General features: G+C 35.0%; 30 protein-coding genes and 2 riboswitches. Of the genes, 12 read left to right on the forward strand and 18 right to left on the reverse strand.

Going from position 1 to position 26,183, the window contains the following annotated elements:
- Positions 1-267: 267 nt before the first annotated feature.
- Positions 268-1,020: an AAA family ATPase gene (locus AC1Q51_RS07370; RefSeq protein WP_088114594.1), complete on the forward strand. Its 753-nt coding sequence runs from the start codon at positions 268-270 to the stop codon at positions 1,018-1,020.
- Positions 1,021-1,049: 29 nt separating this feature from the next.
- Here the strand turns inward: AC1Q51_RS07370 and AC1Q51_RS07375 are convergent, their stop codons facing one another.
- From AC1Q51_RS07375 to AC1Q51_RS07385, 3 genes are all read right to left on the reverse strand, one after another.
- Positions 1,050-2,225: an acetyl-CoA C-acetyltransferase gene (locus AC1Q51_RS07375; RefSeq protein WP_000552075.1), complete on the reverse strand. Its 1,176-nt coding sequence runs from the start codon at positions 2,223-2,225 to the stop codon at positions 1,050-1,052.
- A 139-nt stretch (positions 2,226-2,364) separates the two neighbouring features.
- On the reverse strand, positions 2,365-2,814 hold the full coding sequence (locus AC1Q51_RS07380) for an NUDIX hydrolase (protein ID WP_002005651.1): 450 nt from the start codon (positions 2,812-2,814) through the stop codon (positions 2,365-2,367).
- A 108-nt stretch (positions 2,815-2,922) separates the two neighbouring features.
- Complete coding sequence (locus AC1Q51_RS07385; protein WP_000288330.1) at positions 2,923-3,216, reverse strand: DUF3928 family protein; 294 nt, start codon at positions 3,214-3,216, stop codon at positions 2,923-2,925.
- A 174-nt stretch (positions 3,217-3,390) separates the two neighbouring features.
- On the opposite strand from AC1Q51_RS07385, the gene AC1Q51_RS07390 reads away from it, so the two are divergent.
- Positions 3,391-4,008 (forward strand): ImmA/IrrE family metallo-endopeptidase, encoded by a 618-nt coding sequence (locus AC1Q51_RS07390; protein ID WP_000371605.1) that lies wholly within the window; start codon positions 3,391-3,393, stop codon positions 4,006-4,008.
- Positions 4,009-4,023: 15 nt separating this feature from the next.
- On the opposite strand, the gene AC1Q51_RS07395 is transcribed toward AC1Q51_RS07390, so the two are convergent.
- From AC1Q51_RS07395 to AC1Q51_RS07410, 4 genes are read right to left on the reverse strand one after another with little or no spacing between them, the layout of a single operon-like run.
- Positions 4,024-4,248: a DNA-binding protein gene (locus tag AC1Q51_RS07395; protein ID WP_369812837.1), complete on the reverse strand. Its 225-nt coding sequence runs from the start codon at positions 4,246-4,248 to the stop codon at positions 4,024-4,026.
- A 44-nt stretch (positions 4,249-4,292) separates the two neighbouring features.
- Positions 4,293-5,078, reverse strand: a complete 786-nt coding sequence (locus AC1Q51_RS07400; RefSeq protein WP_090977141.1) for a DUF1129 domain-containing protein — start codon at positions 5,076-5,078, stop codon at positions 4,293-4,295.
- 13 nt (positions 5,079-5,091) lie between these two features.
- Positions 5,092-5,859, reverse strand: coding sequence for a DUF1129 domain-containing protein (locus tag AC1Q51_RS07405; RefSeq protein ID WP_071713529.1), 768 nt, complete (start codon positions 5,857-5,859; stop codon positions 5,092-5,094).
- On the reverse strand, positions 5,859-6,191 hold the full coding sequence (locus AC1Q51_RS07410) for a PadR family transcriptional regulator (RefSeq protein WP_000107977.1): 333 nt from the start codon (positions 6,189-6,191) through the stop codon (positions 5,859-5,861). Before AC1Q51_RS07410 ends, AC1Q51_RS07405 begins: the two co-directional genes overlap by 1 nt.
- A gap of 196 nt (positions 6,192-6,387) precedes the next feature.
- On the opposite strand from AC1Q51_RS07410, the gene AC1Q51_RS07415 reads away from it, so the two are divergent.
- Positions 6,388-7,164 carry a 3-hydroxybutyrate dehydrogenase gene (locus AC1Q51_RS07415; RefSeq protein WP_000258450.1) on the forward strand — a complete coding sequence of 259 codons (777 nt, stop codon included), beginning with the start codon at positions 6,388-6,390 and terminating at the stop codon, positions 7,162-7,164.
- Between the two features lie 30 nt (positions 7,165-7,194).
- On the opposite strand, the gene AC1Q51_RS07420 is transcribed toward AC1Q51_RS07415, so the two are convergent.
- From AC1Q51_RS07420 to AC1Q51_RS07435, 4 genes are all read right to left on the reverse strand, one after another.
- The gene (locus tag AC1Q51_RS07420; RefSeq protein WP_000393338.1) at positions 7,195-7,356 is read right to left on the reverse strand and encodes a YvrJ family protein; all 162 of its coding nucleotides are present in this window, start codon (positions 7,354-7,356) and stop codon (positions 7,195-7,197) included.
- A 67-nt stretch (positions 7,357-7,423) separates the two neighbouring features.
- The gene (gene mtnA, locus AC1Q51_RS07425; RefSeq protein WP_071713530.1) at positions 7,424-8,485 is read right to left on the reverse strand and encodes an S-methyl-5-thioribose-1-phosphate isomerase; all 1,062 of its coding nucleotides are present in this window, start codon (positions 8,483-8,485) and stop codon (positions 7,424-7,426) included.
- A complete protein-coding gene (gene mtnK / locus AC1Q51_RS07430) occupies positions 8,482-9,663 on the reverse strand; it encodes an S-methyl-5-thioribose kinase (RefSeq protein ID WP_000542674.1) in 1,182 nt (393 codons plus the stop codon). Before mtnK ends, mtnA begins: the two co-directional genes overlap by 4 nt.
- Positions 9,664-9,753: 90 nt before the next feature.
- Positions 9,754-9,895: riboswitch (SAM riboswitch) on the reverse strand.
- A gap of 71 nt (positions 9,896-9,966) precedes the next feature.
- Positions 9,967-10,830 (reverse strand): carbon-nitrogen family hydrolase, encoded by an 864-nt coding sequence (locus AC1Q51_RS07435; protein WP_016512349.1) that lies wholly within the window; start codon positions 10,828-10,830, stop codon positions 9,967-9,969.
- 14 nt (positions 10,831-10,844) lie between these two features.
- On the opposite strand from AC1Q51_RS07435, the gene AC1Q51_RS07440 reads away from it, so the two are divergent.
- The 6 genes from AC1Q51_RS07440 to AC1Q51_RS07465 all read left to right on the forward strand — a co-directional run bounded on the left by AC1Q51_RS07440 (position 10,845) and on the right by AC1Q51_RS07465 (position 15,858).
- Positions 10,845-12,023, forward strand: coding sequence for a pyridoxal phosphate-dependent aminotransferase (locus AC1Q51_RS07440; RefSeq protein WP_000765536.1), 1,179 nt, complete (start codon positions 10,845-10,847; stop codon positions 12,021-12,023).
- Positions 12,024-12,087: 64 nt separating this feature from the next.
- A riboswitch (SAM riboswitch) is annotated at positions 12,088-12,193 on the forward strand.
- Between the two features lie 64 nt (positions 12,194-12,257).
- Entirely contained in the window at positions 12,258-13,502 is a 1,245-nt protein-coding gene (gene mtnW / locus AC1Q51_RS07445) for a 2,3-diketo-5-methylthiopentyl-1-phosphate enolase (protein WP_000014203.1), read from the forward strand.
- The gene (gene mtnX / locus AC1Q51_RS07450) at positions 13,499-14,158 is read left to right on the forward strand and encodes a 2-hydroxy-3-keto-5-methylthiopentenyl-1-phosphate phosphatase (protein WP_000027487.1); all 660 of its coding nucleotides are present in this window, start codon (positions 13,499-13,501) and stop codon (positions 14,156-14,158) included. Before mtnW ends, mtnX begins: the two co-directional genes overlap by 4 nt.
- Positions 14,155-14,793 (forward strand): methylthioribulose 1-phosphate dehydratase, encoded by a 639-nt coding sequence (locus AC1Q51_RS07455; protein ID WP_000811341.1) that lies wholly within the window; start codon positions 14,155-14,157, stop codon positions 14,791-14,793. The genes mtnX and AC1Q51_RS07455 overlap by 4 nt, the downstream gene beginning before the upstream one ends.
- Positions 14,771-15,283, forward strand: coding sequence for a 1,2-dihydroxy-3-keto-5-methylthiopentene dioxygenase (locus AC1Q51_RS07460; RefSeq protein WP_090977139.1), 513 nt, complete (start codon positions 14,771-14,773; stop codon positions 15,281-15,283). Before AC1Q51_RS07455 ends, AC1Q51_RS07460 begins: the two co-directional genes overlap by 23 nt.
- Before the next feature lie 299 nt (positions 15,284-15,582).
- On the forward strand, positions 15,583-15,858 hold the full coding sequence (locus AC1Q51_RS07465; RefSeq protein WP_000054659.1) for a hypothetical protein: 276 nt from the start codon (positions 15,583-15,585) through the stop codon (positions 15,856-15,858).
- Positions 15,859-15,893: 35 nt separating this feature from the next.
- Here AC1Q51_RS07465 and AC1Q51_RS07470 read toward each other — a convergent pair whose 3' ends face one another.
- The 4 genes from AC1Q51_RS07470 to AC1Q51_RS07485 all read right to left on the reverse strand — a co-directional run bounded on the left by AC1Q51_RS07470 (position 15,894) and on the right by AC1Q51_RS07485 (position 19,634).
- Positions 15,894-16,226 carry a DUF3909 family protein gene (locus AC1Q51_RS07470; protein ID WP_000365617.1) on the reverse strand — a complete coding sequence of 111 codons (333 nt, stop codon included), beginning with the start codon at positions 16,224-16,226 and terminating at the stop codon, positions 15,894-15,896.
- 5 nt (positions 16,227-16,231) lie between these two features.
- Positions 16,232-17,110, reverse strand: a complete 879-nt coding sequence (locus AC1Q51_RS07475; RefSeq protein WP_000400437.1) for an NAD(P)-dependent oxidoreductase — start codon at positions 17,108-17,110, stop codon at positions 16,232-16,234.
- Positions 17,111-17,114: 4 nt separating this feature from the next.
- A complete protein-coding gene (locus AC1Q51_RS07480) occupies positions 17,115-18,251 on the reverse strand; it encodes a serine hydrolase (RefSeq protein ID WP_000592904.1) in 1,137 nt (378 codons plus the stop codon).
- A 90-nt stretch (positions 18,252-18,341) separates the two neighbouring features.
- Positions 18,342-19,634, reverse strand: a complete 1,293-nt coding sequence (locus AC1Q51_RS07485; protein WP_001023187.1) for a GGDEF domain-containing protein — start codon at positions 19,632-19,634, stop codon at positions 18,342-18,344.
- Positions 19,635-19,961: 327 nt separating this feature from the next.
- Between AC1Q51_RS07485 and AC1Q51_RS07490 the strand changes: the two genes are divergently transcribed.
- The 3 genes from AC1Q51_RS07490 to AC1Q51_RS07500 all read left to right on the forward strand — a co-directional run bounded on the left by AC1Q51_RS07490 (position 19,962) and on the right by AC1Q51_RS07500 (position 21,594).
- Entirely contained in the window at positions 19,962-20,579 is a 618-nt protein-coding gene (locus AC1Q51_RS07490) for a nitroreductase family protein (protein ID WP_000180387.1), read from the forward strand.
- A 234-nt stretch (positions 20,580-20,813) separates the two neighbouring features.
- On the forward strand, positions 20,814-21,032 hold the full coding sequence (locus AC1Q51_RS07495; RefSeq protein WP_000100485.1) for a hypothetical protein: 219 nt from the start codon (positions 20,814-20,816) through the stop codon (positions 21,030-21,032).
- A gap of 196 nt (positions 21,033-21,228) precedes the next feature.
- Positions 21,229-21,594 (forward strand): DUF3915 domain-containing protein, encoded by a 366-nt coding sequence (locus tag AC1Q51_RS07500; RefSeq protein ID WP_000468017.1) that lies wholly within the window; start codon positions 21,229-21,231, stop codon positions 21,592-21,594.
- Positions 21,595-21,691: 97 nt separating this feature from the next.
- On the opposite strand, the gene ptsP is transcribed toward AC1Q51_RS07500, so the two are convergent.
- The 3 genes from ptsP to ptsG form a co-directional block, all read right to left on the reverse strand.
- Entirely contained in the window at positions 21,692-23,404 is a 1,713-nt protein-coding gene (gene ptsP / locus AC1Q51_RS07505) for a phosphoenolpyruvate--protein phosphotransferase (RefSeq protein WP_000174216.1), read from the reverse strand.
- Entirely contained in the window at positions 23,404-23,667 is a 264-nt protein-coding gene (gene ptsH, locus AC1Q51_RS07510; protein WP_000411080.1) for a phosphocarrier protein HPr, read from the reverse strand. Before ptsH ends, ptsP begins: the two co-directional genes overlap by 1 nt.
- 135 nt (positions 23,668-23,802) lie before the next feature.
- The gene (gene ptsG / locus AC1Q51_RS07515) at positions 23,803-25,866 is read right to left on the reverse strand and encodes a PTS glucose transporter subunit IIABC (protein WP_061659903.1); all 2,064 of its coding nucleotides are present in this window, start codon (positions 25,864-25,866) and stop codon (positions 23,803-23,805) included.
- Between the last annotated feature and the right edge of the window lie 317 nt (positions 25,867-26,183).

The raw sequence follows: 26,183 nt of genomic DNA on the forward strand, positions 1-26,183 counted from the left end.
CAACAACATTAGACAGGATACTTTAATTTTCCTTTAACAAAAATTATTCTAAACAATTAAAAATATTCACCTTATGTTTTAATATTTAATACCTAAACCTCCCATCCTTAATGTCTTTATAAGCAGAAAAAAGGATAGATGATGAGCGATTATACTGATATAATACACATAAAATATTCAGAAAATAAGAAGGAATTCATGTGCCATTAACAATTGTATTTGCTGCTTTTTTAGAATTAAAATCCGTTATGAATTGAGGTTTATATATTGATTGACGTACCCTTTTTACAAAATGTCACATTAAAAAAAGAAAATATCCCTAGTTTTTCCGCATATCCTTACTGCTTACCCGCTATCCGAACATTACAATCACTAGCTTTCCATCCAAATGTAACATTCATTATTGGAGAAAACGGAACGGGTAAATCAACATTACTTGAAGGAATTGCAATTGCGTTAGGTTTTAATGCAGAAGGTGGAACGAAAAATTTCCGCTTTAGCACAAACGATTCACATTCATCTTTACATGAATACCTTCGAATTTCAAAAAGTTTCAATACACCAAACGACGGTTTCTTTCTTCGCGCTGAATCTTTTTATAACGTTGCTTCTTATATTGATGAAATGGATGCTGATCCAGAAGCACGCGGAAATCCAGTTATTGATTCATATGGTGGTGTCTCACTTCACAAACAATCACACGGTGAATCATTCTTTTCCTTATTTATGAATCGTTTTTCAGGACAAGGTTTATACATTTTAGATGAGCCTGAGGCCGCTCTATCACCAATGAGACAACTTTCCATGCTCATTCGAATGCATGAACTAGCGGAACAAGGTTCACAATTTGTTATTGCGACGCATTCTCCTATTTTAATGGCTTACCCTGAATCTACTATATACTCTTTAACACAAGAGGGGATTCACGAATCCACATTAGAAGAAACCGAGCATTACCAAACAACGAAACTTTTCTTTGAAAATCGTGATCGATTATTTCATCATCTATTTGAGTCATAAAAAAAGAAGCAGCAATAGCTGCTTCTTTTTTATAGTGCTTCTATAAATAAGGCAACCCCGATACCGCCACCGACGCATAAAGAGGCAATTCCTTTTTCTAACCCACGTCTTTTTAATTCGTGAATTAAACTTACCGTAATACGAGCCCCTGTACAACCAATTGGATGCCCAAGTCCTACGCCACTACCGTTTACGTTCACTTTTTCACGGTCTAAACCTAACTCTTTCTCTACAGCTAAATATTGAGCCGCGAAAGCTTCATTAATTTCAAGTAAATCTGCATCTTCTAATGACCAATCCACTTTTTCTAAACCTTTACGAATTGCTGGTGCTGGTCCAATACCCATAATTTTCGGGTCTACTCCAGCTACTGAATATCCAACAATTCTAGCTAACGGTTGTAAGCCTTTTTCTTTCGCTTTTTCTTCGCTCATTAATACTAGAACTGCACTTCCGTCATTCAGGCCAGATGCATTACCTGCAGTTACAGACCCATCTTTACGGAATGCTGGTTTTAACCCTGCTAATTTTTCCGCTGTAATATCTGCACGTGGATGCTCATCCTTCGAAAATACTACTTCTTTTCTACGTTCTTTTATTGTAATAGGAACAATTTGATCGTCAAAGTGTCCAGACTCGATTGCCTTCAGTGCCAATGTATGACTGCGAAGAGCAACTTCATCTTGTTCCTCTCTTGTAATTTCATATTGTTCAACTAAATTTTCCGCTGTTTCACCCATCATAATATGGTGAATCGGATCTTCTAACACTTCCCACACCGTATCACGAATTTCTCCGTGCTGTAGACGTTGTCCCCAGCGGTGCTGTTTCAATGCATAAGGGCTCGAACTCATCGCTTCTACTCCACCTGCAACAACAACATCACTTACACCTAATTGGATTTGCATTGCAGCTGACATAATTGCTTGCATACCTGAAGAACATTGACGTTGGATTGTATATCCCGTAACTGTGTCAGGAAATCCTGCCGCTAATGCAGCTGTTCTCGCTGTATTTGCTTCATCAGTTCTTTGAATACAATGACCTAAAATTACTTCATCAACTTCATGTGGTTCTACCCCGCCTCGTTTTACAGCTTCCTGAAGTACAGGAACAGCTAATTCTACTGGCGTTACATTTTTTAGCGCTCCTCCAAAAGTTCCAATTGGCGAACGAACTGCAGCTGTAATAACAACATTATGCATTTTGTACTTGCCCCTCTCTTATGTACCCTAGTAAGTTTTTAGGTGAAATTCCATAAGATGTATATCTATAACTATCATACTATAAACATACTAAAAAATCAAAATATTTAATATAATAAAAATAGAAGGAATTAACCTTCTATTCTGTCAGTGCATATAAAAACTTTTGCAAAATTTTCTCTGTCGTTTCATTCAATTTTGGCAACTTATCTACTGGAAAATATTGAAGTTTCAACCCTTCATGATCGAGCTTTAATTCCCCGCTCACATGATGTGCCTGATACAGATGAATGACATTGAAAATTTCATCGCCATTCGGATAACGGAAATATACTTCTTTTCCTGATAGAACACCAAGAAATTGCATTATTTTTGCAGTTAACCCCGTTTCCTCAAATAACTCTCTACGTGCCGTTTCTTCTGTCGTTTCACCCAGTTCCATCGCCCCGCCAGGTACACCCCAGTCATATGTATCTGAACGATATTGAAGCAATACTTCTTGTTTATCATTTAATATAATGATTGCTGATCCTACGAGAATAAGCGGTCTTGTACCAACGACTTTTCGTAACTCTTCAATATACCCCATATGTAAATTCCCCTTTCCCTAACCTCCCTTATCATAACAAAATTTCTCTCTTTTTGTTCATGTAATTTTAAAGAAAAAAAGGAAGCTTTCGCCTCCGTTTTTTCATCTTTATTTCTTAAAACTTTCATATTTTACAGCTTCAAAAGCTTCCTCAATTTCATCATTACGATAATGGACATATGTAAAACGACCCAATTCTACTAATCTTGCTATTTCCTGTAACGCTTTATGCTGCTCATATGTTTCTTTCAGCTTAATATGTACATAAAACTTCATTAAAGGATGTTCATATAAAGGTTCTCCCACCTCTACATATACATCTTCAACCCCTTGTACAACTCTTACATAACTCGCAAATTGATAAAGTGCTTCTCTGTCTGAAACGATTTTTAATGTATACATATATTCTCCCCCTCTCCTTTACTATATCAAAAAGACGACCATACCATGTTATAGAACTATGAAATTTTTTCGACTTGTCATCTATATATTCAATAAAGAAGGCGTTTATCCATACATGACATCTTTTCCCCACATATATTATAGGAAGAACTTTTTTCATTTGAGGTGTTCCTTATGGATCCATACGTCAATATATGTATTTGCATTACTCCCGGCGCCGATATTTCTGATGACCGCATCGCAAAAGATTTAGCTGTTGCAGAATCAATTTGGCACCCCATTACATTTCAAATTCAAGAAGTAATTGTATTAAATGAACTTTTCCGTTTTTTTGACCGTGAAATCAGTTATAAAAATTCCATTCAAAGTCAAGAAAAGTTGGCATCCTTTTTCCAAACATGTGTAAATGAAGCTCCTGAATGCGACCTTTATATTTGTTATATTGGCAGTGATTATTTCAAAGAAACAGCAGTAATTGCCTGCGCTTATTCTTTAGCAAAACAACAGCAACTTACTGGCTATATCGTTTTAACAAATTCGGCTGCCCCTATGAAAAATATATATACGCTCGCTCACGAAATCGGTCATATTTTATTTACAAGACGTATTCATGGAAAACTTACTCATGCAGATCCTCATTCTCCAACCGGTTCGGAGCACCACCCTTCTCCAACAAATCTTATGTATCCAATAGTCCCTCGTCCAGAAAACGTTCATATTCATTCCTTATTAACAGCAGAACAAAAAGCGCTCTCTTTACAAAGCTCTTTACTACAAAGAAAAAAACAGTAACCCTCATGTTACTGTTTAAAACAACTTGTTCCAATCAACAAACCAAATCCCGGCTGCTAGAAATAAAAATAGACAACTAAATGTAAATGTAATCCCTCTAAAAATCCCTATATAATATTTCTTTGGAAATAATTTTTGGTATATCCAGAGCAGCCGCTTTCCTATTAAACCGAAAAACAGAATATATCCTGATGTGTAATCTAATATATTAATAAAATAGTCAACATATATCCTTTTTATAAAAGAGTTATTGTTAGGTTAACCTTAGAAAACTACTACTCAATTTACCTATAAATAATACTGTCTCTCTTTTTATTCGTATACTTTCCTTTTTCTAATTTTATATGAATTTTCAAAAGCATATAAATAACAATGAAAAGAATTATTTGTTGTACATACATTCCAATAATACTTGATAAATCTATCATTACGAATACATATTCCAATGCAATTGGAACTAGTAAATACGCCAAAGTAAACCAACCACCAAATTTAATATTTACAATAGCTGCAAATAGAACTACTATTCCAACAAGAATGAAGCTTTCTGTCGCAGTAAATTTAATAAATGTTGTACCATAAAAATTATTTAATAATGCAATACTGAAAATTGATAAAAACCATATCGCACCACTTATATACATAATTAAAAATTCAGTTCTTTTACGCTTAAATGAGGCTGTTCTCATGCCCCATATTAATACACTAATTCCTACAAAAATCATAATTGGATATCCGATTAATTCAATTAAAGAATAAGACAAACGATGGTCGACTTCACTAAAAAATACACTCTTCATCATCGTGAATGCTAATAAATTTATAATGAAATAAAGCAATAATTTATAATTCCCTTTTTTATCAACTTCCATCTCTTTGGCAAGTTGATTTGCATACTCTTTTGGAGCATGACCGAATATATCATTTACACTCTTCCCTCTCTTTTCTCCTTCTATTAAATGAACTTCCGCATCTTCTATAAAGAAAAGAATATCAGCTTCTCTAATGCCCTTTGTTCGTAAATACCCTTGAGTATCATCTAAAAACTTTTGCCCTTCATTCGATAGCACTTTTATCACCCCCTTATTTAACCATTTCTCTTCTATTCGTCTTCATCATAATTTCAAAGAAAATTAAAATAAACAAACTTCCGTATAAACATATAATTTGAAATAACATTGGCATGAGATCTTCAGATGTAAATGTTTTAAACAGTAACATAATAGAAAGTGGAATGATTAAATATAAGTTTTTAAACCATCCTTCAAAATATATATTTATCGCTACTGTGATGATAAAAATCCCACCAGCTACTATATAACTTTGGACTTCGGTGAATGTGAGCATTTTTGTAGGATATATCACATCTAATATCGTAACAGCTCCTAATAAAAACAATGGAGCAATCATAACTAAAGACCACATGGAAAACCATGTTTTTGTAAAGCTTGTGACGAAGGTCATTTTGCGAAGTAGAAAATTAGGACCCATAACAACTAAAATCAATGAAAAACTGTAACCAATACACTGAATAAGTGAAATCTGTAACATTCCATTACTCACTATTAAGATAGAAGCAATAATCCAAAAAGATACGATATTCATTACTGTAAAACCAATTTGCTTCCACGTTTCCTGTCTATCTCTTTCCATCACTTTTACAAGTTCATTTGCATATTCTTTCGGTGAGCTTCCGAAAATATCTTCTACACTCTTCCCCTCACTCTCACCTTCTATTAAATGAAGTTCTGCGTCTTCTAAAAAGTTTTCAATATCATTTTCTTTCACACTCTTTGCCGTCAAAAATAATCTCATATCTAACAAAAACTTTCGTGCTTCACTTGATAACATTATTTTCTCCTTCCCTTCCCTTCAAGTAGACGTTCTACACTACTTTGCATCGCTTCCCAGCGATCCATAAATTCATCAAGTGCTTCCTCGCCTTTTTCTGTTAATGTGTAATATTTTCTCTTTGGACCAGATGGAGATTCCTTCATTACGCTTGTTATTAATCCTTCTTTTTGCATTCGTATTAATAACGGATAAATACTTCCCTCACTCGCCATTGTAAAACCATACTTTGCTAGCTTCTCACTCATTTCATAACCGTATATTTCGCCTTCAGAAATAATAGCAAGTAAGCATCCTTCTAAGATCCCTTTCAGCATTTGACTTGTCGACATAATTCAAATCCTCCTACTATCTTGTTTTACAAGATAGATAAGCGTAAGTATCTTGCTTTACAAAATAGTATAGCAAAGACTATTTTGCAAAACAAGATAGCTAACGATATTTTTTCCAAATGTTTGCAGGATTTTCATTATAACCTCTCTAAATAGAGCACTATGAAAACTTTATTATGAAGGGATGTTTTTCATCATGGTTACAAATCGAGTTGTCTTTTTAACAGGTGCTGCGAGTGGTATTGGATATGAAATGGGAAGTGCTTTTGCAAAAGAAGGTGCAAAAGTTGTGATTACTGATCGTCTTGAAGAACGTGCGAAAGAAGCTGCTGAGCAATTACAAAGTGAAGGTTTTCAAGCTATCGGTTTAAAATGTGACGTTACATCTGAAGAGGAAATTACAGCATCAATTTCTCAAACAGTTAGTCATTTCGGTTCATTAGATATATTAATTAACAACGCAGGAATGCAACACGTTTCACCCATTGAAGACTTTCCAACGGAAAAGTTTGAGCTACTAATTCAAATTATGCAAATTGCTCCGTTTATCGCAATTAAGCATGCCTTTCCGATTATGAAACAACAAAAATATGGTCGTATTATTAATGTCGCTTCTATTAACGGCCTTGTCGGGTTTGCTGGAAAAGCTGCCTACAATAGTGCAAAACATGGCGTAATTGGATTAACAAAAGTTGCCGCTTTAGAAGGTGCTACGCATGGTATTACTGTTAATGCCCTTTGCCCTGGTTATGTCGATACCCCTCTTGTACGTAATCAACTACAAGACTTAGCTACTACACGAAATGTACCACTTGAAAATGTTTTAGAAGATGTTATTTATCCACTCGTCCCACAAAAGCGCTTATTACAAGTACAAGAAATCGCTGATTATGCTATGTTTTTAGCGAGTGAAAAAGCTAAAGGTATTACTGGTCAAGCTGTCGTTATCGATGGTGGCTATACTGCTCAATAAAAAATAAAGTTTGCTCAAGAAGAGCAAACTTTATTTTTTATTGCGAGGATCTTCGTACTTTAGTAATTGCCGCGGGAGCTTCTCAATTGCAACAATTACCCCCTCTAATTTACTTTCAATACGGTGGAGTAAATATAATGTTACAACAATTGGAAACCCTACATTACCTATCATCTTGATCCACTCTTCCATCCTCTTCTCCTCCTTTCATTATATAAGTAAGAGAAAACAATGCATTTAGGCATAAAAAAACAAGCTATTATGTATTAGCCTGTTTTTCAAATAATGATGCAATTTCTCGTTTATAATCCCCGCTTATAATACCTTTCTCAGTAATAATTCCTGTAATTAATTCGTTCGGTGTTACGTCAAATGCAGGGTTATAAACATTCGTTCCAATTGGTGCTACTTGTTTTCCAAAGATTTTCGTAACTTCTGTTTCATCTCTTTCTTCAATAATTATTTCGGCTCCAGTTTCTTTCGTAACATCAAATGTTGACAGTGGCGCAGCAACATAAAATGGGATATCAAAGTGCTTTGCTAAAATAGCTAAATTCATTGTCCCTATTTTATTTGCCGTATCTCCATTTGCGACAATTCGATCCGCCCCTACAATAATTGCATTTATTTCTTTCGTTTGAATAGCATGAGCTGCAGTATTATCTGTAATAAGGGTCACATCAATATTTGCTTGCTTCAATTCCCAGGTCGTTAAGCGACCACCTTGTAAAACTGGTCTCGTTTCACACGCATATGCATGTAAACGCACACCTTTCTCTTTTCCAATATAAAAGGGAGCTAATGCAGTTCCATATCTGGCAGTTGCGATACTTCCAGCGTTACAGATTGTTAAAATATTATCGCCATCTTTAAAACATGTTAACGCATATTCCCCAATATTTCGGCACACCTCTTCATCTTCCTGCTGAATGCGAAGCGCTTCTTCTTCTAATGTTTTTTGTGCTTCTTTTATTGTAGTAATCTCTCGAATAGATTCTCTCATACGATCAATTGCCCAAAATAAATTTACTGCTGTCGGGCGTGACGTTCCTAAATAATTACAATCTCTATTAAACTTCTTTTGAAATTCTTCAATATGTACAATGTTATATTTTTTTGATGCAAGCGCTAAGCCAAATGCAGCTACAATTCCAATTGCAGGCGCTCCTCGTACTTCTAACATTACGATGCTTTTCCAAACCTCTTCAATAGTCGTCAATGTTTTGTATTCTGTGCTATGCGGCAATTTCGTTTGATTTAATACCGCAATTGCATCACCTTTCCAGCTTACAGATCTCGGAACAGTAACAATTGTACTCACGCTTTTACGCCCCCTGAAACTGTCTGTTGAAATAATGTTCGAAACAGTTGAATATCAGCACTTTTAGATTCATATTTTATTAGTTCTTTACCTAAGGATAGCGCTTGTTTCTTAGCTTGAATTCTTGTTTCTTTATTTTCTATTTCATCTAAATCTGCTACATGAGCTAAACCAATTGTTCTACGAATCAGTTCACATCCGGCAAATCCAACTGCATCAGTAAAGATATTTTGCAAAATAATTGGTAACCATTGTTTTTCTTTCGTATATGCTTCTACACCTTCTCCAATCCATAACTTTGTAAAAGTTTCTACAAAATAACTCCACGTCTTTTCTATATGGAAAAATAGTACACTTCTTTTCTCTTCTTCTCTAGATAAAGCATTTAATAATAGATTTGCAATAAATTGACCTATGTCAAATCCAAATGGGCCATATGTCGCAAATTCTGGATCAATCACTTTCGTTTCAGAAGGTGACGAAAAAATACTACCAGTATGTAAATCACCATGAATAAGAGTTTCTTTTCTTGTTAAGAACTTATATTTATATTGTGCTACTTTTAGTTTTAAAGTTTTATCACTCCAAAGTTCATCAACCACGAGCTGTAAATCTGGCTCATAATCATTTGTATCATAATGTCCAAACGGATCTGTAAACACTAAATCCTCTGTAATTTTACAAAGGTCCGGATTTACAAAGGTACCTTCTAGTACCCTCTTCTCTTCTGACTGTAAACCAAAATCTGAAGTGTAAAATAAAACATGTGCTAGAAAACGGCCGATATGCTGGGATAAAAGCGGATATTCTTCTCCGTCTATTAATCCTTTTCTTGTAATTGTTAGTCTTGATAAGTCTTCTATTACCGTTATCGCTAACTCTTCATCATGACTGTACACTACTGGAACATAATCCGGTACATACTGCGCAAAAATTTGTAATGCCTTGCTTTCAATCGTTGCTCTTTTTATAGACAATGGCCAGCTTTCACCAACTACTTTCGCATAAGGCAGTGCTTGTTTTATTATAATCGATTTCTCTCCATCATCTAATTTGAACACGTAATTTAAGTTTCCGTCTCCAATTTCATGACAAACGACATTTGCCTTCGCTTCAAAGTAGCCATGATCTTTCGCATATTGTACAGCTGTTATTTCTGTTAATGAATAATATCCCATCGTCTTCTCCCCCTTTTTAAATTCAGAGGTTTTTCTAACATAGAAAAACCTCTTTCCACTAAGAAAGAGGTTTGAAGTTTATCTTCTCCCCTCTTATCTGCCAGAAAGTTTTACTTTCTGCTGGAATTAGCACCGTGCCTTTTGGCGTAATAAACGCCCCATTTCACAATGGTATTACGGTCGGTTGCTGGGCTTCATCGGGCCAAATCCCTCCACCTGCTCTTGATAAGAGTTGTATAATTTTTTGAATTTTTAACTTTATGTTGAAGACTATACCAAGAATAAAAATCACTTGTCAACATTTTATTTGTATAATTCTGGACGGCGATCCGCAAAAACTGGAATTCCTTTACGTACTTCTTTAATTTTCTCGAATTCAAGCTCTCCAAATAAAATTGATTCCTCTTCATTCGCCTCTACTACAACTTCACCCCAAGGGTCCACAATTAAAGAATGACCCGCAAATACATTATTTGGATCCTTTCCTGCTCTATTACATGCAACAACATAACACTGATTTTCAACTGCTCTTGCTTGCAATAGCAAACGCCAATGTGCTAAACGAACTAATGGCCATTCAGCTACAACAAATAATACTTTTGCCCCTTTAGCAGTATGGACACGCATCCACTCTGGAAAACGAATATCATAACAAATTGTTCCAGCGCATTCAACATCATCCAGCTTAAATTCGCCCGTACCATTACCGGCTATTAAATATTTATGTTCATCCATAAGCTGAAATAAATGTACTTTACTATATTCGTTGACTAGCTGTCCTTCATTATTTACAACATACATCGTATTTGTAACGCCTTGCTCTGTTTGCTTTGCTATAGAACCACCAACAATATGTACATCATATTGCTTCGCCCATTCTATTAACTTTTCTTTCGTTTCCACTCCATCCCTATCTGCAATTTCAGAAAGTCTCGTTAAATCATATCCTGTTGTCCATAGTTCTGGTAAGACGATAACATCTGGCCTTTCCTTCATAGCTTCGCTTATTTTATTTTTAGCATTCTCAATATTTTTTTCTACATCTCCAAAAACAATATCCATTTGAATACATGCGACTTTCATTTTTTCAGCCCCATTCTTATTTTTTTCTTTACAAAATACTGGAAAGATTATATCATTTGTCACTAGAATTGTAACAACTTTCAAAAGAGGTGGAAAGTATGAAATTATTTCAACCTTCTGAGATAGTAACATCATTGCCAACACAATTTTTCGCTTCACTTGTTGCAAAAGTTAACAAAGTCGTTGCAGCTGGTCACGATGTTATTAATCTAGGTCAAGGTAATCCAGATCAACCAACACCGCAGCATATCGTAAAAGCTTTACAAGATGCTGCCGAAAAGACCATTCATCATAAATATCCGCCATTTCGCGGACATGAAAGCTTAAAGGAAGCCGTGACTACATTCTATAAACGTGAATACGGCGTCGAATTAAACCCAAAAACTGAAGTTGCTATTTTGTTTGGTGGGAAGGCTGGACTAGTAGAATTACCAATTTGTTTTACAAATCCTGGTGATACAATTCTCGTTCCGGATCCAGGCTATCCAGATTATTTATCTGGGGTTGCCTTAGCAAAGGCACACTTTGAAACCATGCCGCTTATTGCAGAAAATCATTTTTTACCGGATTATAAAAAAATTGACGACTCTATCGCTGAACGGGCAAAGTTAATGTTTTTAAACTATCCAAATAACCCTACAGGTGCTACTGCATCAAAAGATTTTTTTGATACAACCATTCATTTTGCTAATAAACATAATATATTAGTTGTTCACGATTTCGCTTACGGTGCTATCGGATTTGATGGTCAAAAACCTGTTAGTTTCTTGCAAGCAGATGGTTCGAAAGATATAGGAATTGAAATTTACACGTTATCAAAAACTTTCAATATGGCTGGCTGGCGTATTGCTTTTGCAGTTGGAAATGAAAGTGTCATCGAAACCATTAACCTATTGCAAGATCATATGTATGTTAGTATTTTTGGTGCAATTCAAGATGCTGCTCGCGAAGCACTATTAAGTTCACAGTCTTGTGTAGTAAATCTTGTAAATAGTTACGAATCTCGGAGAAACGCTCTTATTTCAGCTTGTCACTCAATTGGTTGGAATGTAGACATTCCAACCGGATCATTCTTTGCATGGCTTCCTGTACCAGAAGGTTATACATCCGAGCAATTTTCTGATATTTTACTAGAAAAAGCACACGTTGCAGTTGCTCCTGGTGTTGGATTTGGTGAACATGGCGAAGGGTATGTCCGTGTTGGTCTCTTGCATACAGAAGATAGATTACGAGAAGCCATTAATCGAATTGATAAATTAAATTTTTTCAAAAAGTAATTGACAACATGAAAAATATCTGACAAAATTCAGTTATCTTAAAAATTTAAACATTTCTAAATACTTCTTATCAAGAGCAGGTGGAGGGACGAGCCCGACGAAACCCGGCAACCGATCTACAATCGTAGACACGGTGCTAATTCTCGCAGCATTATGCTGACAGATAAGGAGCTGGTTGTAAAAAAACCTCTCCTTAGCTGAGAGGTTTTTTTATTTAACTAGGAGGTTATAACAATGAGCGGAATTATAGCGACGTATTTAATCCATGATGATTCACATAACTTAGAAAAAAAGGCTGAGCAAATTGCACTTGGTTTAACAATTGGCTCTTGGACTCATTTGCCACAATTACTGCAAGAACAATTAAAGCAACATAAAGGCAACGTCATTCATATTGAGGAATTAGCTGAACATGAACATACGAATTCGTATTTACGTAAAAAAGTAAAACGCGGAATTATTAAAATCGAATATCCGTTATTAAACTTCAGTCCAGATTTACCAGCAATTTTAACGACTACATTTGGAAAGCTATCCCTTGATGGCGAAGTAAAATTAATTGACTTAACTTTTTCAGAAGAATTGAAAGAACATTTTCCTGGTCCAAAATTCGGGATAGATGGGATTCGAAACCTTTTACAAGTGCATGATCGTCCCCTTTTAATGAGTATTTTTAAAGGAATGATTGGACGAAATATTGGGTATTTAAAAACGCAATTACGTGATCAAGCAAGTGGTGGTGTAGATATAGTAAAAGATGATGAAATATTATTTGAAAATGCATTAACACCACTTACGAAACGCATTGTATCTGGAAAAGAAGTTTTACAATCCGTATATGAAACATACGGACATAAAACGTTATATGCCGTAAATTTAACAGGACGAACTTTTGATTTAAAAGAAAATGCGAAACGTGCAGTGCAAGCTGGAGCTGATATTCTATTATTTAACGTATTTGCTTACGGACTAGATGTACTGCAATCACTTGCAGAAGATGATGAAATCCCAGTTCCTATTATGGCACACCCTGCTGTAAGTGGTGCTTATTCAGCATCTAAGTTATATGGAATTTCATCTCCATTATTACTCGGAAAGCTACTACGCTATGCTGGGGCTGACTTTTCATTATTCCCATCTCCATACGGAAGTGTTGCGCTAGAAAAAGAGGAAGCTCTTGCTATCTCAAAATATTTAACTGAAGACGATGCATTTTTCAAGAAGAGCTTTTCTGTTCCATCTGCTGGTATTCACCCTGGTTTCGTTCCCTTTATTGTACGAGATTTCGGTAAAGATGTTGTTATTAATGCTGGCGGCGGGATACATGGACATCCAAATGGAGCGCAAGGCGGTGGTAAAGCTTTCCGTACTGCAATTGATGCTACTTTGCAAAATAAACCACTCCATGAAGTAGATGACATAAATTTGCATAGTGCACTACAAATATGGGGAAATCCCTCTCATGAGGTGAAATTATGAGTATTCAAGTATTTTGTGATTTCGATGGCACGATTACAAATAATGATAACATTATGTCCATTATGGAAAAATTCGCACCACCAGAAGCTGAAGAAGTAAAGAATAGAATTTTATCACAAGAGCTATCTATTCAAGAAGGTGTTTCTCAATTATTTCGATTAATACCTACTCATCTGCACGATGAAATTATTCAATTTTTAATAGAAACTGCTGAAATTCGTAATGGTTTTCATGAATTTATACAATTTGTAAATGAAAATAACATTTCTTTTTACGTTATATCAGGTGGAATGGATTTCTTCGTCTATCCACTCTTACAAGGACTCATTCCAAAAGAGCAAATTTACTGTAATGAAACAGATTTTTCAAATGAATACATTACGGTGAATTGGCCTCATCCTTGTGATCATCATTGTCAAAATCATTGCGGATTATGTAAATCATCACTCATCCGTAAATTGAGTGATACGAATGACTTCCATATTGTGATTGGAGATTCAATTACTGATTTACAAGCTGCGAAACAAGCAGATAAAGTATTTGCTCGTGACTTCCTTATTACAAAGTGTGAAGAGAATTATATTGCTTATACACCGTTTGAAACATTCCATGATATTCAAAATGAATTAAAACATTTGTTGGAGGTGAAATCATGAAACAACTTTTTCGTCAATGGTATGACTTAAGCGAGATAAAAAAAGAATTAACAACTCGAAATTGGTTCCCAGCAACAAGTGGTAATATTTCTATAAAAGTTAGTCATGAGCCACTTACTTTTCTCATTACAGCAAGCGGTAAAGATAAAACAAAAACCACTCCAGATGATTTTCTATTAGTAGATCATGTAGGAGTTCCCGTTTTAGAGACTGAATTACGCCCTTCAGCAGAAACAATATTGCATACACATATTTATAACAATACGAATGCCGGGTGCGTACTTCATGTTCATACAACTGATAATAATGTCATCACAAATTTATATAGTGATGCAGTTACCCTTCAAAATCAAGAAATTATTAAAGCTCTCGATATTTGGGAAGAAGGGGCAACAATTCACATTCCTATTATCGAAAACCATGCCCATATCCCAACGCTTGGAGAAAACTTCCGAAAGCATATACAAGGTGATTCGGGAGCGGTATTAATCCGTAACCACGGTATTACCGTATGGGGCCGAGATAGCTTTGATGCAAAGAAGAGATTAGAAGCTTATGAGTTTTTATTCCAATTTCATATAAAACTATTATCAATTCAAGGAGGCGTTTCTAATGGCGCAAATTCGTATTCATGAAGTAAATACTCGTATTGAAAATGAAGTGGAAGTATCTAAATTTCTACAAGAGGAATGCGTTTTATATGAGAAATGGAATATTTCTAAACTTCCTACTCATTTAAATGAAAATTATTCTTTAACAGATGAAAACAAAGCTGAAATATTAGCTGTTTTTTCAAAAGAAATCGCTGATGTTTCAGCACGTCGAGGTTATAAAGCACATGATGTAATTTCACTTTCAAATAGCACACCTAACCTTGACGAATTATTAATTAATTTCCAAAAAGAACATCATCATACAGACGACGAAGTCCGCTTTATCGTCAGTGGTCATGGCATTTTCGCTATTGAAGGCAAAGATGGGAAATTCTTTGATGTTGAACTTGAGCCAGGCGATCTAATATCTGTTCCAGAAAATGCAAGACATTATTTTACCTTGCAAGATGATCGTCAAGTTGTAGCTATTCGTATTTTTGTGACAACTGAAGGCTGGGTTCCAATCTATTAAGGTAGTTAGTTGAATAAAAGGACTTGGATCCCCTTTTCCAAACTTTTATTCACTCTACATATATACATCCTCCTATGGAACAGGCTTATTTCACTTTTGAAATAAGCCTGATTTTTTATTTACTCAAAAGTACCATTTCATCACAAATTTAACGCCTTGATTTTTCAAGTGTATTTTTTGAACATTTATTGAACATTTATTGAACATTTATTGAAATTTTTCTGAAAATTCTGTTTTGCATGTGATATACTACAATTAACTAAGAAGGAAAATAATATCGCAAACAGAGGGGGATAATCATGAGCTTACTTATCGCACTTATACTTGGAGTTACATGTGGGGCATTTCCTGTTATTTTAGGAGCTATTATGGAAGAGTTAGAAATTGGTGTTTTAGGATTTGTCGCATCTTGTGTAAGCGCTTTATTATTTGGTTTATTCGGCGCTATTCCTGTTTCAATTCTGTGTGCTTTTTATATAATACGCCATGCTCGTACAAAACAATTTGGTCCTAATCACATCGCACAAATTATCCCATTCCCAGTTGAACGATGTCGCCGAGCTTCTAACTTATAATGACTAAATAAATAAAAGTCCTCAAATGAGGACTTTTATTTATTTTCTTCTAGAAATTGAAACAATTCTTGTAGATGTAGGGCATCTTCACCATAGCTAACAGATACATGAAATATACCGTCAATCTCAGCTTGCATATAAAGATCCACTCCATCACGATCATATTTCAATGCCAAATAAAACTCCATTTCTTCTAACATCTTTTTAGAGGTTCGAATTACATAATGCCCCTTCTCATCTCTTCCATATTCAAAGTCTGGTTCAAAATCATATTTTTGTTTAAAAGCTTCTTTTTGTTTTTCATTAATTTGCATACAAGTAGCTCGCTGTACAGTATCAATCATCTCATCAAACTTTTGAAGGTCCACCTCGTTTACCCCCTTATATATTTTTTATATAATACTTGTGTTCCACTATTTTCTTCGCCATCCTTAATTAACTCTTCATACAATTCTTTCGCCAAACTTAAGCCTGGGACTGGTAATTGTAATTTTTCTGCTTCCTCTAAAGCAATCTTCATATCTTTCATAAAATGCTTTACATAAAATCCTGGCTCAAAGTCTCCTTTTAACATTCGAGGAGCTAAATTACTTAATGACCAACTACCTGCTGCCCCTGTTGAAATACTCTCTAACACTTTATCTGGATTCAATCCAGCCTTCTTCGCGTAAGCAACAGCCTCACATACTCCAATCATATTGGAAGCAATCGCAATTTGATTGCACATTTTTGTATGTTGTCCACTCCCAGCTGGTCCTTGTAATTGAATGTTTGTTCCTAACTTTTCAAGTAAAGGTAAGCATCTATCATATATTTCTTTCTCTCCACCTACCATAATTGCGAGTTTTGCTTCTTTCGCACCAACATCTCCTCCTGAGACAGGTGCATCTAATGTATATATATTTTTGCTTTTTGCAACTTCATTAATACGTTTTGCTAAAGTAGGTGTAGATGTCGTAAAGTCAATTGCTATCGTACCTTCTTTTGCATGTTCTATAATTCCTTCTATACCAAAATACACTTCTTCTACATCATGTGGATATCCAACCATTGTCATTACAATATCAACTTGCTTCACTAACTCTTTTGGCGTATCACACCATTGTGCACCATCTTGCACTAAAGAATCTGTTTTTGCTTTCGTTCTATTATATACATATACTTTATGACCATCTTGCATTAAGTGATAAACCATACTTTTTCCCATTACGCCAATACCAATGAAACCTATTGATAAAGTTTTATGTTCCATTTTCTCATCCCCTTTGTTCTAATAAATCATTTACCATCTTTCGGAACTCTTTATTAAAGTCATCATCCATACTATTTTTTACATTTGAAAATAACATAACAAAAATTCCTTTTTCTTTATTAAAATTATTGAAAGTGTTCCAACCAGATAATACACCATGATTATGAAAATAATCTGGATATATATAAAAACTAAATGCATATTTCCGTTCTGCTGAAGGCGAAAACATTGCTTGTATACTTTGTTCAGAAAGAAGTTTTCCATTTATAATTGCTTCGTCTAACTTCTTCATATCTCCAACTGTCGTATACATCTCACCACAACCATATAGCCAATCCATGCCTAACTTCTGCGCTGGTACAAGCTCTTGATTTTTTTTCACATAACCCTTTGTAAAATTTTTATCTCCAGGTACCATATTTCCCATACCGGATTCATGCATATCTGCTTTTACAAATATGTTTTCTTTTATGTAATCTCCTAAAGGTTTTTTCGAGATATGTTCTATTATATAAGCAAGAACCATATAATTATAATCTGTATATCTCCAACCTGTTCCTGCAGGAAATTCTAAATTTTGACGTCCAATCCAATTAACTAACTGTAAACGGGAAGCAGCATTCACATTTCCTTTCGCATGTTCAGGTAAACCAGAGGTATGGGTTAACAAATGATATAGTGTAATATTTTTATTCTCCGGAAATGAAGGAATATATTTATTTACATTATCTTGAATATTCAATTTACCTTGTTCTTGCAACTGTAAAATAGATGTGGCAACAACTGTTTTCGTAATAGAACCAATACGATATTTTGTTTGAGGCGTATTTTCTATTTTATTTTGAACATCAGCATACCCATATCCTTTATTCAATATAACACGCTCTTTATCTGTTACCAAAACTGTTCCATTAAATTGCTTTCCGACTAAATATTGATCTAATTTTTGAGATATGCTAGCATAATCAATTTGTTGCTCTTCTTTTTCTTCTATATTCCCTTGTACTTCTGATTCAATAGTAGGATTCACTTTAGTTGTTAATACAGTGTTTTCCTTTATATTGGGGCTAACAAGAAAATAGTATACTCCGCCGCCAACTATAGCAGACAGTGAAGCCATCACCATTACTTTTTTTATCATATTGATCCTCCATAATTCCTTCACTAAAAATTGTCCCCCTATTCTATTATCAAACAATAAAAAAAAATCGCAACAATTTGTTGCGAAAAATTACATTTTTTCTTTTCTATACACACATACTTGATTCTTCCCATTTTTTTTCGCTTCATATAATGCAATGTCCGCTCGTTGCATTAATTCTTCTCTTGTAGTTCCTTGTTCATATAACGCAACTCCAAAGCTAGCTGTTAGCTTCGAAATTCCAGTGAATTGCTTTGTTTCAATGAAGAATCGTAATGACTCCGCAACTTGAAATGCTTCCTTTTCTACTGTATTTGTCACTAATATAATGAATTCTTCTCCTCCCCATCTTGCAAATACATGTTGTTGCTCCACTTTAGATTTCATAAGCTCTGCAAGTTGTATTAATGCCAAATCACCAAAATCATGACCATATGTGTCATTAACCGTTTTAAAATTATCTATATCAAATAAAATGATAGCTATTTTCTCATCACTACGTATTACCTTTTCCCACTCTACCTCTAGTATTTGTTGAAACTTTAAACGATTATAAATCTCTGTCAATGAATCTACCATAGCAAGTCTTTCTTGCTCTTGATAGATTTCATCTAATTCTGTAATTTCCGTGCACTTTACAATAAATCTTGATAAATCTTCTGGCAATGGTGTCGCACGTAATAAAAAAGTGGATACTACCCCTTCATAATTTAGCATCTTAATTCTTCTACCACTTGATAAAGTATCGTCTAACCATGTGATATCATGCGTCGTCGAATAGTATCCACTTTCTCTAATAAAATGTTCAGCAAATACTAAATGTTGCTCACGATAGGCAAACAGATTTTCATATCCAAAAAAAGCTAAAAAATTTGTATTACAATCAACAATCTCATCATCTTCTACTATAAATAATAGATCATTTTGAAAATCAAACATCGTTTGAAGCAATTCCTGCTGCAAACCGACTTGCCTTACTAAAGAAAGTTGATACAAACTCTTATTCACTTCCTCTAACACTGCTTGCGGAGTTACAGGAGCTATTACAATATTACGTATTCCTAATGCAAGTACATCTGTGAATTCTTTTGTTATTTGTTGATCCCAAATGACAATGAATGTACTGTGCGGAGTATACATATTCTTTATATATTTTATTTGAGAATAATCTGTTACATACGTAATGATAATGTGTGGTTTCGTTCTTTGAAATAATAGTTCGCCCTCTTCAAAACTATTTGCTATAAACATACATTTTGGATGGATATTTTCTACCGTTTGTTGATGCTTACATCCATTTTCTATATAAAGGACATTTAACTGCAGATCTTGTAACACATTTTGGAAAACCGTATTCTCTAATAAAAAATGTAGTATGTTCATCACTAGTCTTCACTCACTTCATATATCTTGTTCTACTGAATTCCTCACAAACTTTTTTAAAAGACTGTTCTCCAATAAACTTTAATTTGTGAGAGATACATATTAACAAGCTAATTGAGAATGTTATCTTCGCTTTTCACTCTATAAATTCCTTTTTTAGTGTATGATTGTAGGAATTGTATCGTTTGTATGAATGCCCTAGCTTATTTTTAAAACTTGACAATTAAAATAAAGATATTATATTCTTAAATTCGATAACTTACAAAATGTAAGTAGTGTATATTATTTTTTTGAAAATAATTCGATATACAATTTGGAGGATATACAATGACAAACGACAACTTTTTTAACGTTCTATATGAACGCACATCTACACGTGCATTCAACCCAAATAAAGAAATCTCATCTACAGAATTACATGAGATTTTAAAAGCCGCAGCACAAGCACCTTCCGCTTGGAACTTGCAACACTGGAAATTCCTTGTTTTTCAAGGTGAAGATGTACAAAAACGATTACACCCAATAGCTTATAACCAGCAACAAATTCTTGATGCTTCTGCAGTAGTCGCTATTTTAGGTGATTTAGAAGCTTATAAAAATGTTGAGCCAGTATATGGTCCAATTGTAGAACAAGGATTTATGAAAGAAGAAGCAAAAGAACGCTTAGCTAAAAATATTGAATCTGCATATGCTCGTGAACAATTCCCAAGAGATGCTGCCTTTTCAAATGCATCTTTAGCAGCAATGCAACTTATGCTTGCAGCTAAAGCAACTGGTTGGGATACTTGTGCTATTGGTGGCTTCAATCCACAAGCACTGACAGACGAATTTAACGTTTCATCTCGTTACGTTCCAATTATGCTTATTACAATTGGTGAATCAACTTTAAAAGGACACCCTGCACCTCGTATGAGCGTAGAGCAAGTGAGTGAGTGGGCAAAATAATAAAAAACGAAGGTAACTACATTGCCTTCGTTTTTTTATTCCCTGTCATACTTTTGTAATATTACTACAAATCATTCGACATTTATGATAAGGGAAAAGTATATTCTATTCCCTTATCATAAATAAACTTGACGTTTTGTGTCGAATTTTGTTTAGGTGTTGAAATATACCCGTGTATTTTTGTTACAATTGTGATACAATGATAACAAATAGATAACAAGAGAGGGATTTTCATTGAGTTCATACGGAAGCTTTATCGCACTTTTATGTTACATAGTAACTGTACTGCTTCTATATTTTATTGGTGATGCCGCAAACATCTCCATTTTACAATTCCCAAAAGAAGAAGCATTCCAATTAGAATCAGAAAAACATACTGCACGATCCATTGTACCACTACTCCTAGCTCTTCCTGTATATATCATCGTTTTATATAAAAGTAAAAAAGTGTAAAGGCTACCTATTTCATTTATTTCGGTGGTTTTTACATTTTTTTGTTATATTTCCCCTATTTTAAACATCATTCCATACTAAACACCCAGCTAGTCATTTAAAATGAGAAAATCCCCTAGAAAAAATTCCACTCTCTGTCCAGTCACTCACTACCGAACTTACATAGATTATAAGTGTGAAGGGGGTGATGAGGATTATGTTTGGATCATTTGGATGCTGTGATAACTTTAGAGACTGTCATCATCATGAAAGAGAGTGCAGACATCATGAGAAAGAGAAAGAGAGAGAAGTAGTTAGACCACAACAACCAGCTGTATGTAACGTACTTGCTAGCATTTCAGTTGGAACAGAACTTTCTCTTTTAAGCATTAGAGGTAATGGCACTTTCAACAATGTAATTTTTGAAGGTTTCGCTAACGGTGTTGCTCTTTTCTCTGCTTTAGCTCGTAATAACAAAGACGACAAAGATAACAATAAAGACGATAAGAACAATCAAAATCGAAATACTTTTACTGGTATTTTACGTGTATGCCCAACTGATATCGTTGCTATCGCTATCTAATTCCGTTCCTTATCCTCTATAGTAAGAAAATAAGATTTATTTTTCTCATAGAAAAAACCTGAGACCGATTTCAAATCGACTCAGGTTTTTTTATTGGTTATATGCTTTTAACTAGTTCAACAACTTCTTCAGCAGTTGACATCATTAATGCTTTTTCTGCTAATGTTTCCATTTCTGCTTTTGACAACTTGCTTAGTTGTGTTCTTGCAGGAAGAATAGATGTTGCACTCATACTGAACTCATCTAAACCTAATCCTAATAATAATGGGATAGCAAGTGAATCGCCTGCCATCTCACCACACATACCAGCCCATTTGCCTTCTTTATGAGCAGCATCGATAACCATTTTTACAAGACGTAAAATAGATGGGTTATATGGTTGGTATAAGTATGATACTTGTTCGTTCATACGGTCTGCAGCCATTGTGTATTGGATTAAATCATTTGTTCCGATAGAGAAGAAGTCAACTTCTTTCGCGAATTGATCTGCTAATACTGCTGAAGCTGGGATTTCAACCATCATACCAACTTCAATAGAATCAGAAACAGTTGTACCCGCTTCTACAAGTTTCGCTTTCTCTTCTAATAAAATTGCTTTTGCTTGACGGAACTCATCAAGAGTTGCAATCATTGGGAACATAATTTTTAAGTTACCGTATACGCTAGCACGAAGTAATGCACGAAGTTGTGTACGGAACACATCTTGCTCATCAAGACATAAGCGAATTGCACGGTATCCTAAGAATGGGTTCATTTCTTTTGGTAAATGTAAGTATGGAAGCTCTTTATCTCCACCGATGTCAAGTGTACGAACAACGACTGGTTGACCTTCTTTTACACCTTCAAGAACTGCTTTATACGCTTCGAACTGCTCTTCTTCTGTTGGAAGATTGTCACGACCCATGTATAAGAATTCTGTACGGTATAAGCCAACGCCTTCTCCGCCATTATCGATAATACCTTGTACATCATTTGGTGTTCCGATATTTGCAACAAGCTCAACGTGATGTCCATCACTTGTTACAGTAGCTTGGTCTTTTAATTTTGCCCATTCAGTTTTTTGCTCTTCAAATTTCGCTTTCTTTTCTTCAAACGAACGAAGAGTTTCTTCTGATGGGTTTACAATTACTTCTCCATCTAAACCGTCAATGATAACGATATCGCCGTTTTGGATTTTCTCCATAACAACTTTCGTACCAACAACAGCTGGAATTTCCATAGAACGAGCCATAATTGCAGAGTGAGATGTACGTCCACCGATATCAGTAGTGAAACCTTTTGCATACTTACGGTTTAACTGAGCTGTATCAGATGGTGTTAAATCTTCAGCAATAATGATTACCTCTTCAGAAATTGTACCAGGATTTGAGAAGTTAATTCCTAGTAAATGTGCAAGAACGCGTTTTGTTACGTCACGAATGTCCGCAGCACGTTCTTTCATATATTCATTATCCATGTTTTCAAACATAGAAATAAACATTGATGCAACTTCATCCATTGCAAATTCAGCATTTACTTTTTCGCTATTTACTTTATCTTTTACTGGGTTTACTAGTTCTGGATCATTTAACACTAATAAATGTGCTTCAAAGATCGCCGCTTTGTCAGCACCTAGCTCAGCAAATGCGTGGTCCTTAATAGCTTCTAATTCAGTTTTTGCTTTCTCAAGCGCAGCGTCTAAGCGTGCAATTTCTGCAGCTTCGTTTGTAATTGATTTCTTTTCGATGTTAAATTCAGGATTTTCAAGTCTGAAAGCCTTTGCAATAGCAATCCCACTTGATGCAGCGATCCCTTGAATGTTAAGAGTCATTATTCTCCTAATCCTTCGTTTTTCATAGTTTCTTCGATAGCTGCTAGTGCTTGAGCTGCATCATCACCATTTGCAGTGATTTTAATTTCTGCGTTTTGTTGAATGCCTAAAGACATAACGCCCATGATTGATTTTAAGTTAACGTTCTTTCCGTTATACTCTAAGTTAATGTCAGAACCGAATTTGCTTGCAGTGTTTACAAGTAGAGTTGCTGGACGAGCATGAATTCCTGAGTCGCTAGTTACTTTAAAGATTTTTTCCATGATTATTTATCTCCTTTAAATTACAGTTTTTTTTAGTTGTATAGACGTGAGTACTACATCATCTATTGTATATAATAGGCGATGTTCGGTCAACCACATCGCCTATTATAATTATAAACATTTTGCGTCAAATTCCTACTGAATGTCAATAATAGCGGTTTCGCCCTTCTTAACATTTCCATCTTTTTTCAATTCGACTTGTTGCCCTTGTTGTAAGTTTGTAAATACAATTGGTGTAATGATAGATGGTGCATTTTCTTTTACAAATGCAAGATCTACTTTTAATAATGGTTGGCCTTGCTTCACTTTATCACCTTGTGCTACAAGTGCCTCGAATCCTTCACCATTTAATTTTACAGTATCAATACCAAAGTGGATTAAAATTTCTTTTCCGCCTTCAGATTGAATACCAATCGCATGTTTTGTAGGGAATACATTGACAATTTCACCGTTAACTGGAGAAACTACTGTTCCTTCAGTTGGCTCAATTGCAAATCCGTCTCCCATCATTTTTCCTGAGAATACTTGGTCAGGCACTTCTGTAATTGGTAAGATTTTCCCTTCGATTGGTGATACAATTGTTTCATTTTCATCAACTTTTTGAGGAGTTTCTTCCACTTTTACAGGTTCTTCTTTTTCAACATGAGGTGTACGACCTGACATTATATCATGAATTTGTGATTTTAACGTGTCAGATTTCGGTCCGAAAATAGCTTGAATGTTATTTCCAACTTCAAGTACACCAGCTGCTCCAAGTTCTTTTAAGCGGTCTTTGTTTACATTCTTTTGTTCGTTAACTTGAACACGTAAACGAGTAATACAAGCATCTAAAGAAGCAATGTTTTCTTTACCACCAAGTGCTACTAATACTTCACGAGGAAGTTCGCCTGCCTCTGTTTTTCCTGCACCGTCATTCGCATTTGCCTCTTCACGACCAGGTGTTTTTAGATTCCATTTACGGATTGCAAAGCGGAATCCGAAGTAGTAAATAACTGCTAGTACAAGACCAACAATAATTACCCACCACCATGCTGTACGGCCTGGTAATACACCGAATAATAGGAAGTCAATTAAACCACCAGAGAATGTCATACCAATTTTAACACCTAAAATTTGCATTGTCATAAATGATAGACCAGCAAATACAGCGTGAATTCCGAATAATACTGGCGCTACGAATAAGAATGAAAATTCAAGTGGCTCTGTAATACCTGTTAAGAAAGATGTTAATGCTGCAGAACCTAAAATACCTGCTGCTAATTTTTTATTTTCTGGACGTGCTTCATGGTACATTGCTAAAGCTGCTGCTGGAAGACCGAACATCATGAACGGATACTTACCAGTTGTAAATGTACCTGCTGTTAATTCTACACCGTCTTTTAACTGTGCCATAAAGATTTTTTGGTCACCACGGATTAATTCGCCAGCTGCATTTGTATACTGACCGAATTCGAACCAGAACGGTGAATAGAAAATGTGATGTAGTCCAAATGGAATTAATGAACGTTCAATTAAACCGAATATAAATGCTGCGATTGTTCTATTTGCATCAATCATTTGATGTGAGAACGTGTTTAAGCCACCTTGAATGTATGGCCAAACGAAGCACATGATAATACCTACTATTAAAGAGAATGTTGCAGTTGCGATCGGTACGAAACGCTTACCTGCAAAGAAACCTAAGTATGATGGTAATTCAATGTTGAAGTATTTATTATAGCAATATGCCGCTACTATACCGACGATAATACCACCAAATACCCCTGTTTGTAGCGTTGGAATACCTAATACGTTTGCATACGCTGGATCTGCAAATCCAATTTTTACTGGGTCTGCTCCAGAACTTGTTACTTTCACTAGCTTATCTACTTCTAAGAACACACTCATCGTTTTGTTCATAATTAAGTAGCCGACGAATGCTGCTAAACCAGCTACTCCATCTCCACCAGCTAAACCAATTGCTACCCCAACTGCGAATAATAATGCAAGGTTAGCGAAAATAATATCACCAGATTGTTCCATAATTTTTGCAACCATTACGAACCAATCTGCCTTTAAAGCAGGAATAACATTTGTTAACTGTGGATTTTGAAATGCATTACCAAATCCAAGTAAAATACCTGCTGCCGGTAAAATCGCTACTGGAAGCATTAACGCTTTTCCGACTTTTTGAAGAACACCAAAGATCTTCTTAAACATGGAAACCCTTCCTCTCTTATCTATATTGATACCTTCCGACAAACGCCAAAAAGACATGAGGAAAAAAAGATAGAACGATAGCTATACAAAGGGTAGTATATCCCTTTCTCTAGCTTACATTCCTTACTTTTCTCCACTCATGCCTGATCGAATCAGTAACACGTGTCAAAAATAGGTTTACGTATAAGTTCACTATAATTAAGGCAAACGTTTTCGTTACTCACCTTAATGTGTTTGTCGAAATTTGTATAACTTTGCAATAGTTATTATACATAACTATTGTAAGCGATTCAATCATTTTTTTTAACGTTTTCATT

The sequence above is a fragment of the Bacillus sp. MT94 genome (assembly GCF_058792475.1).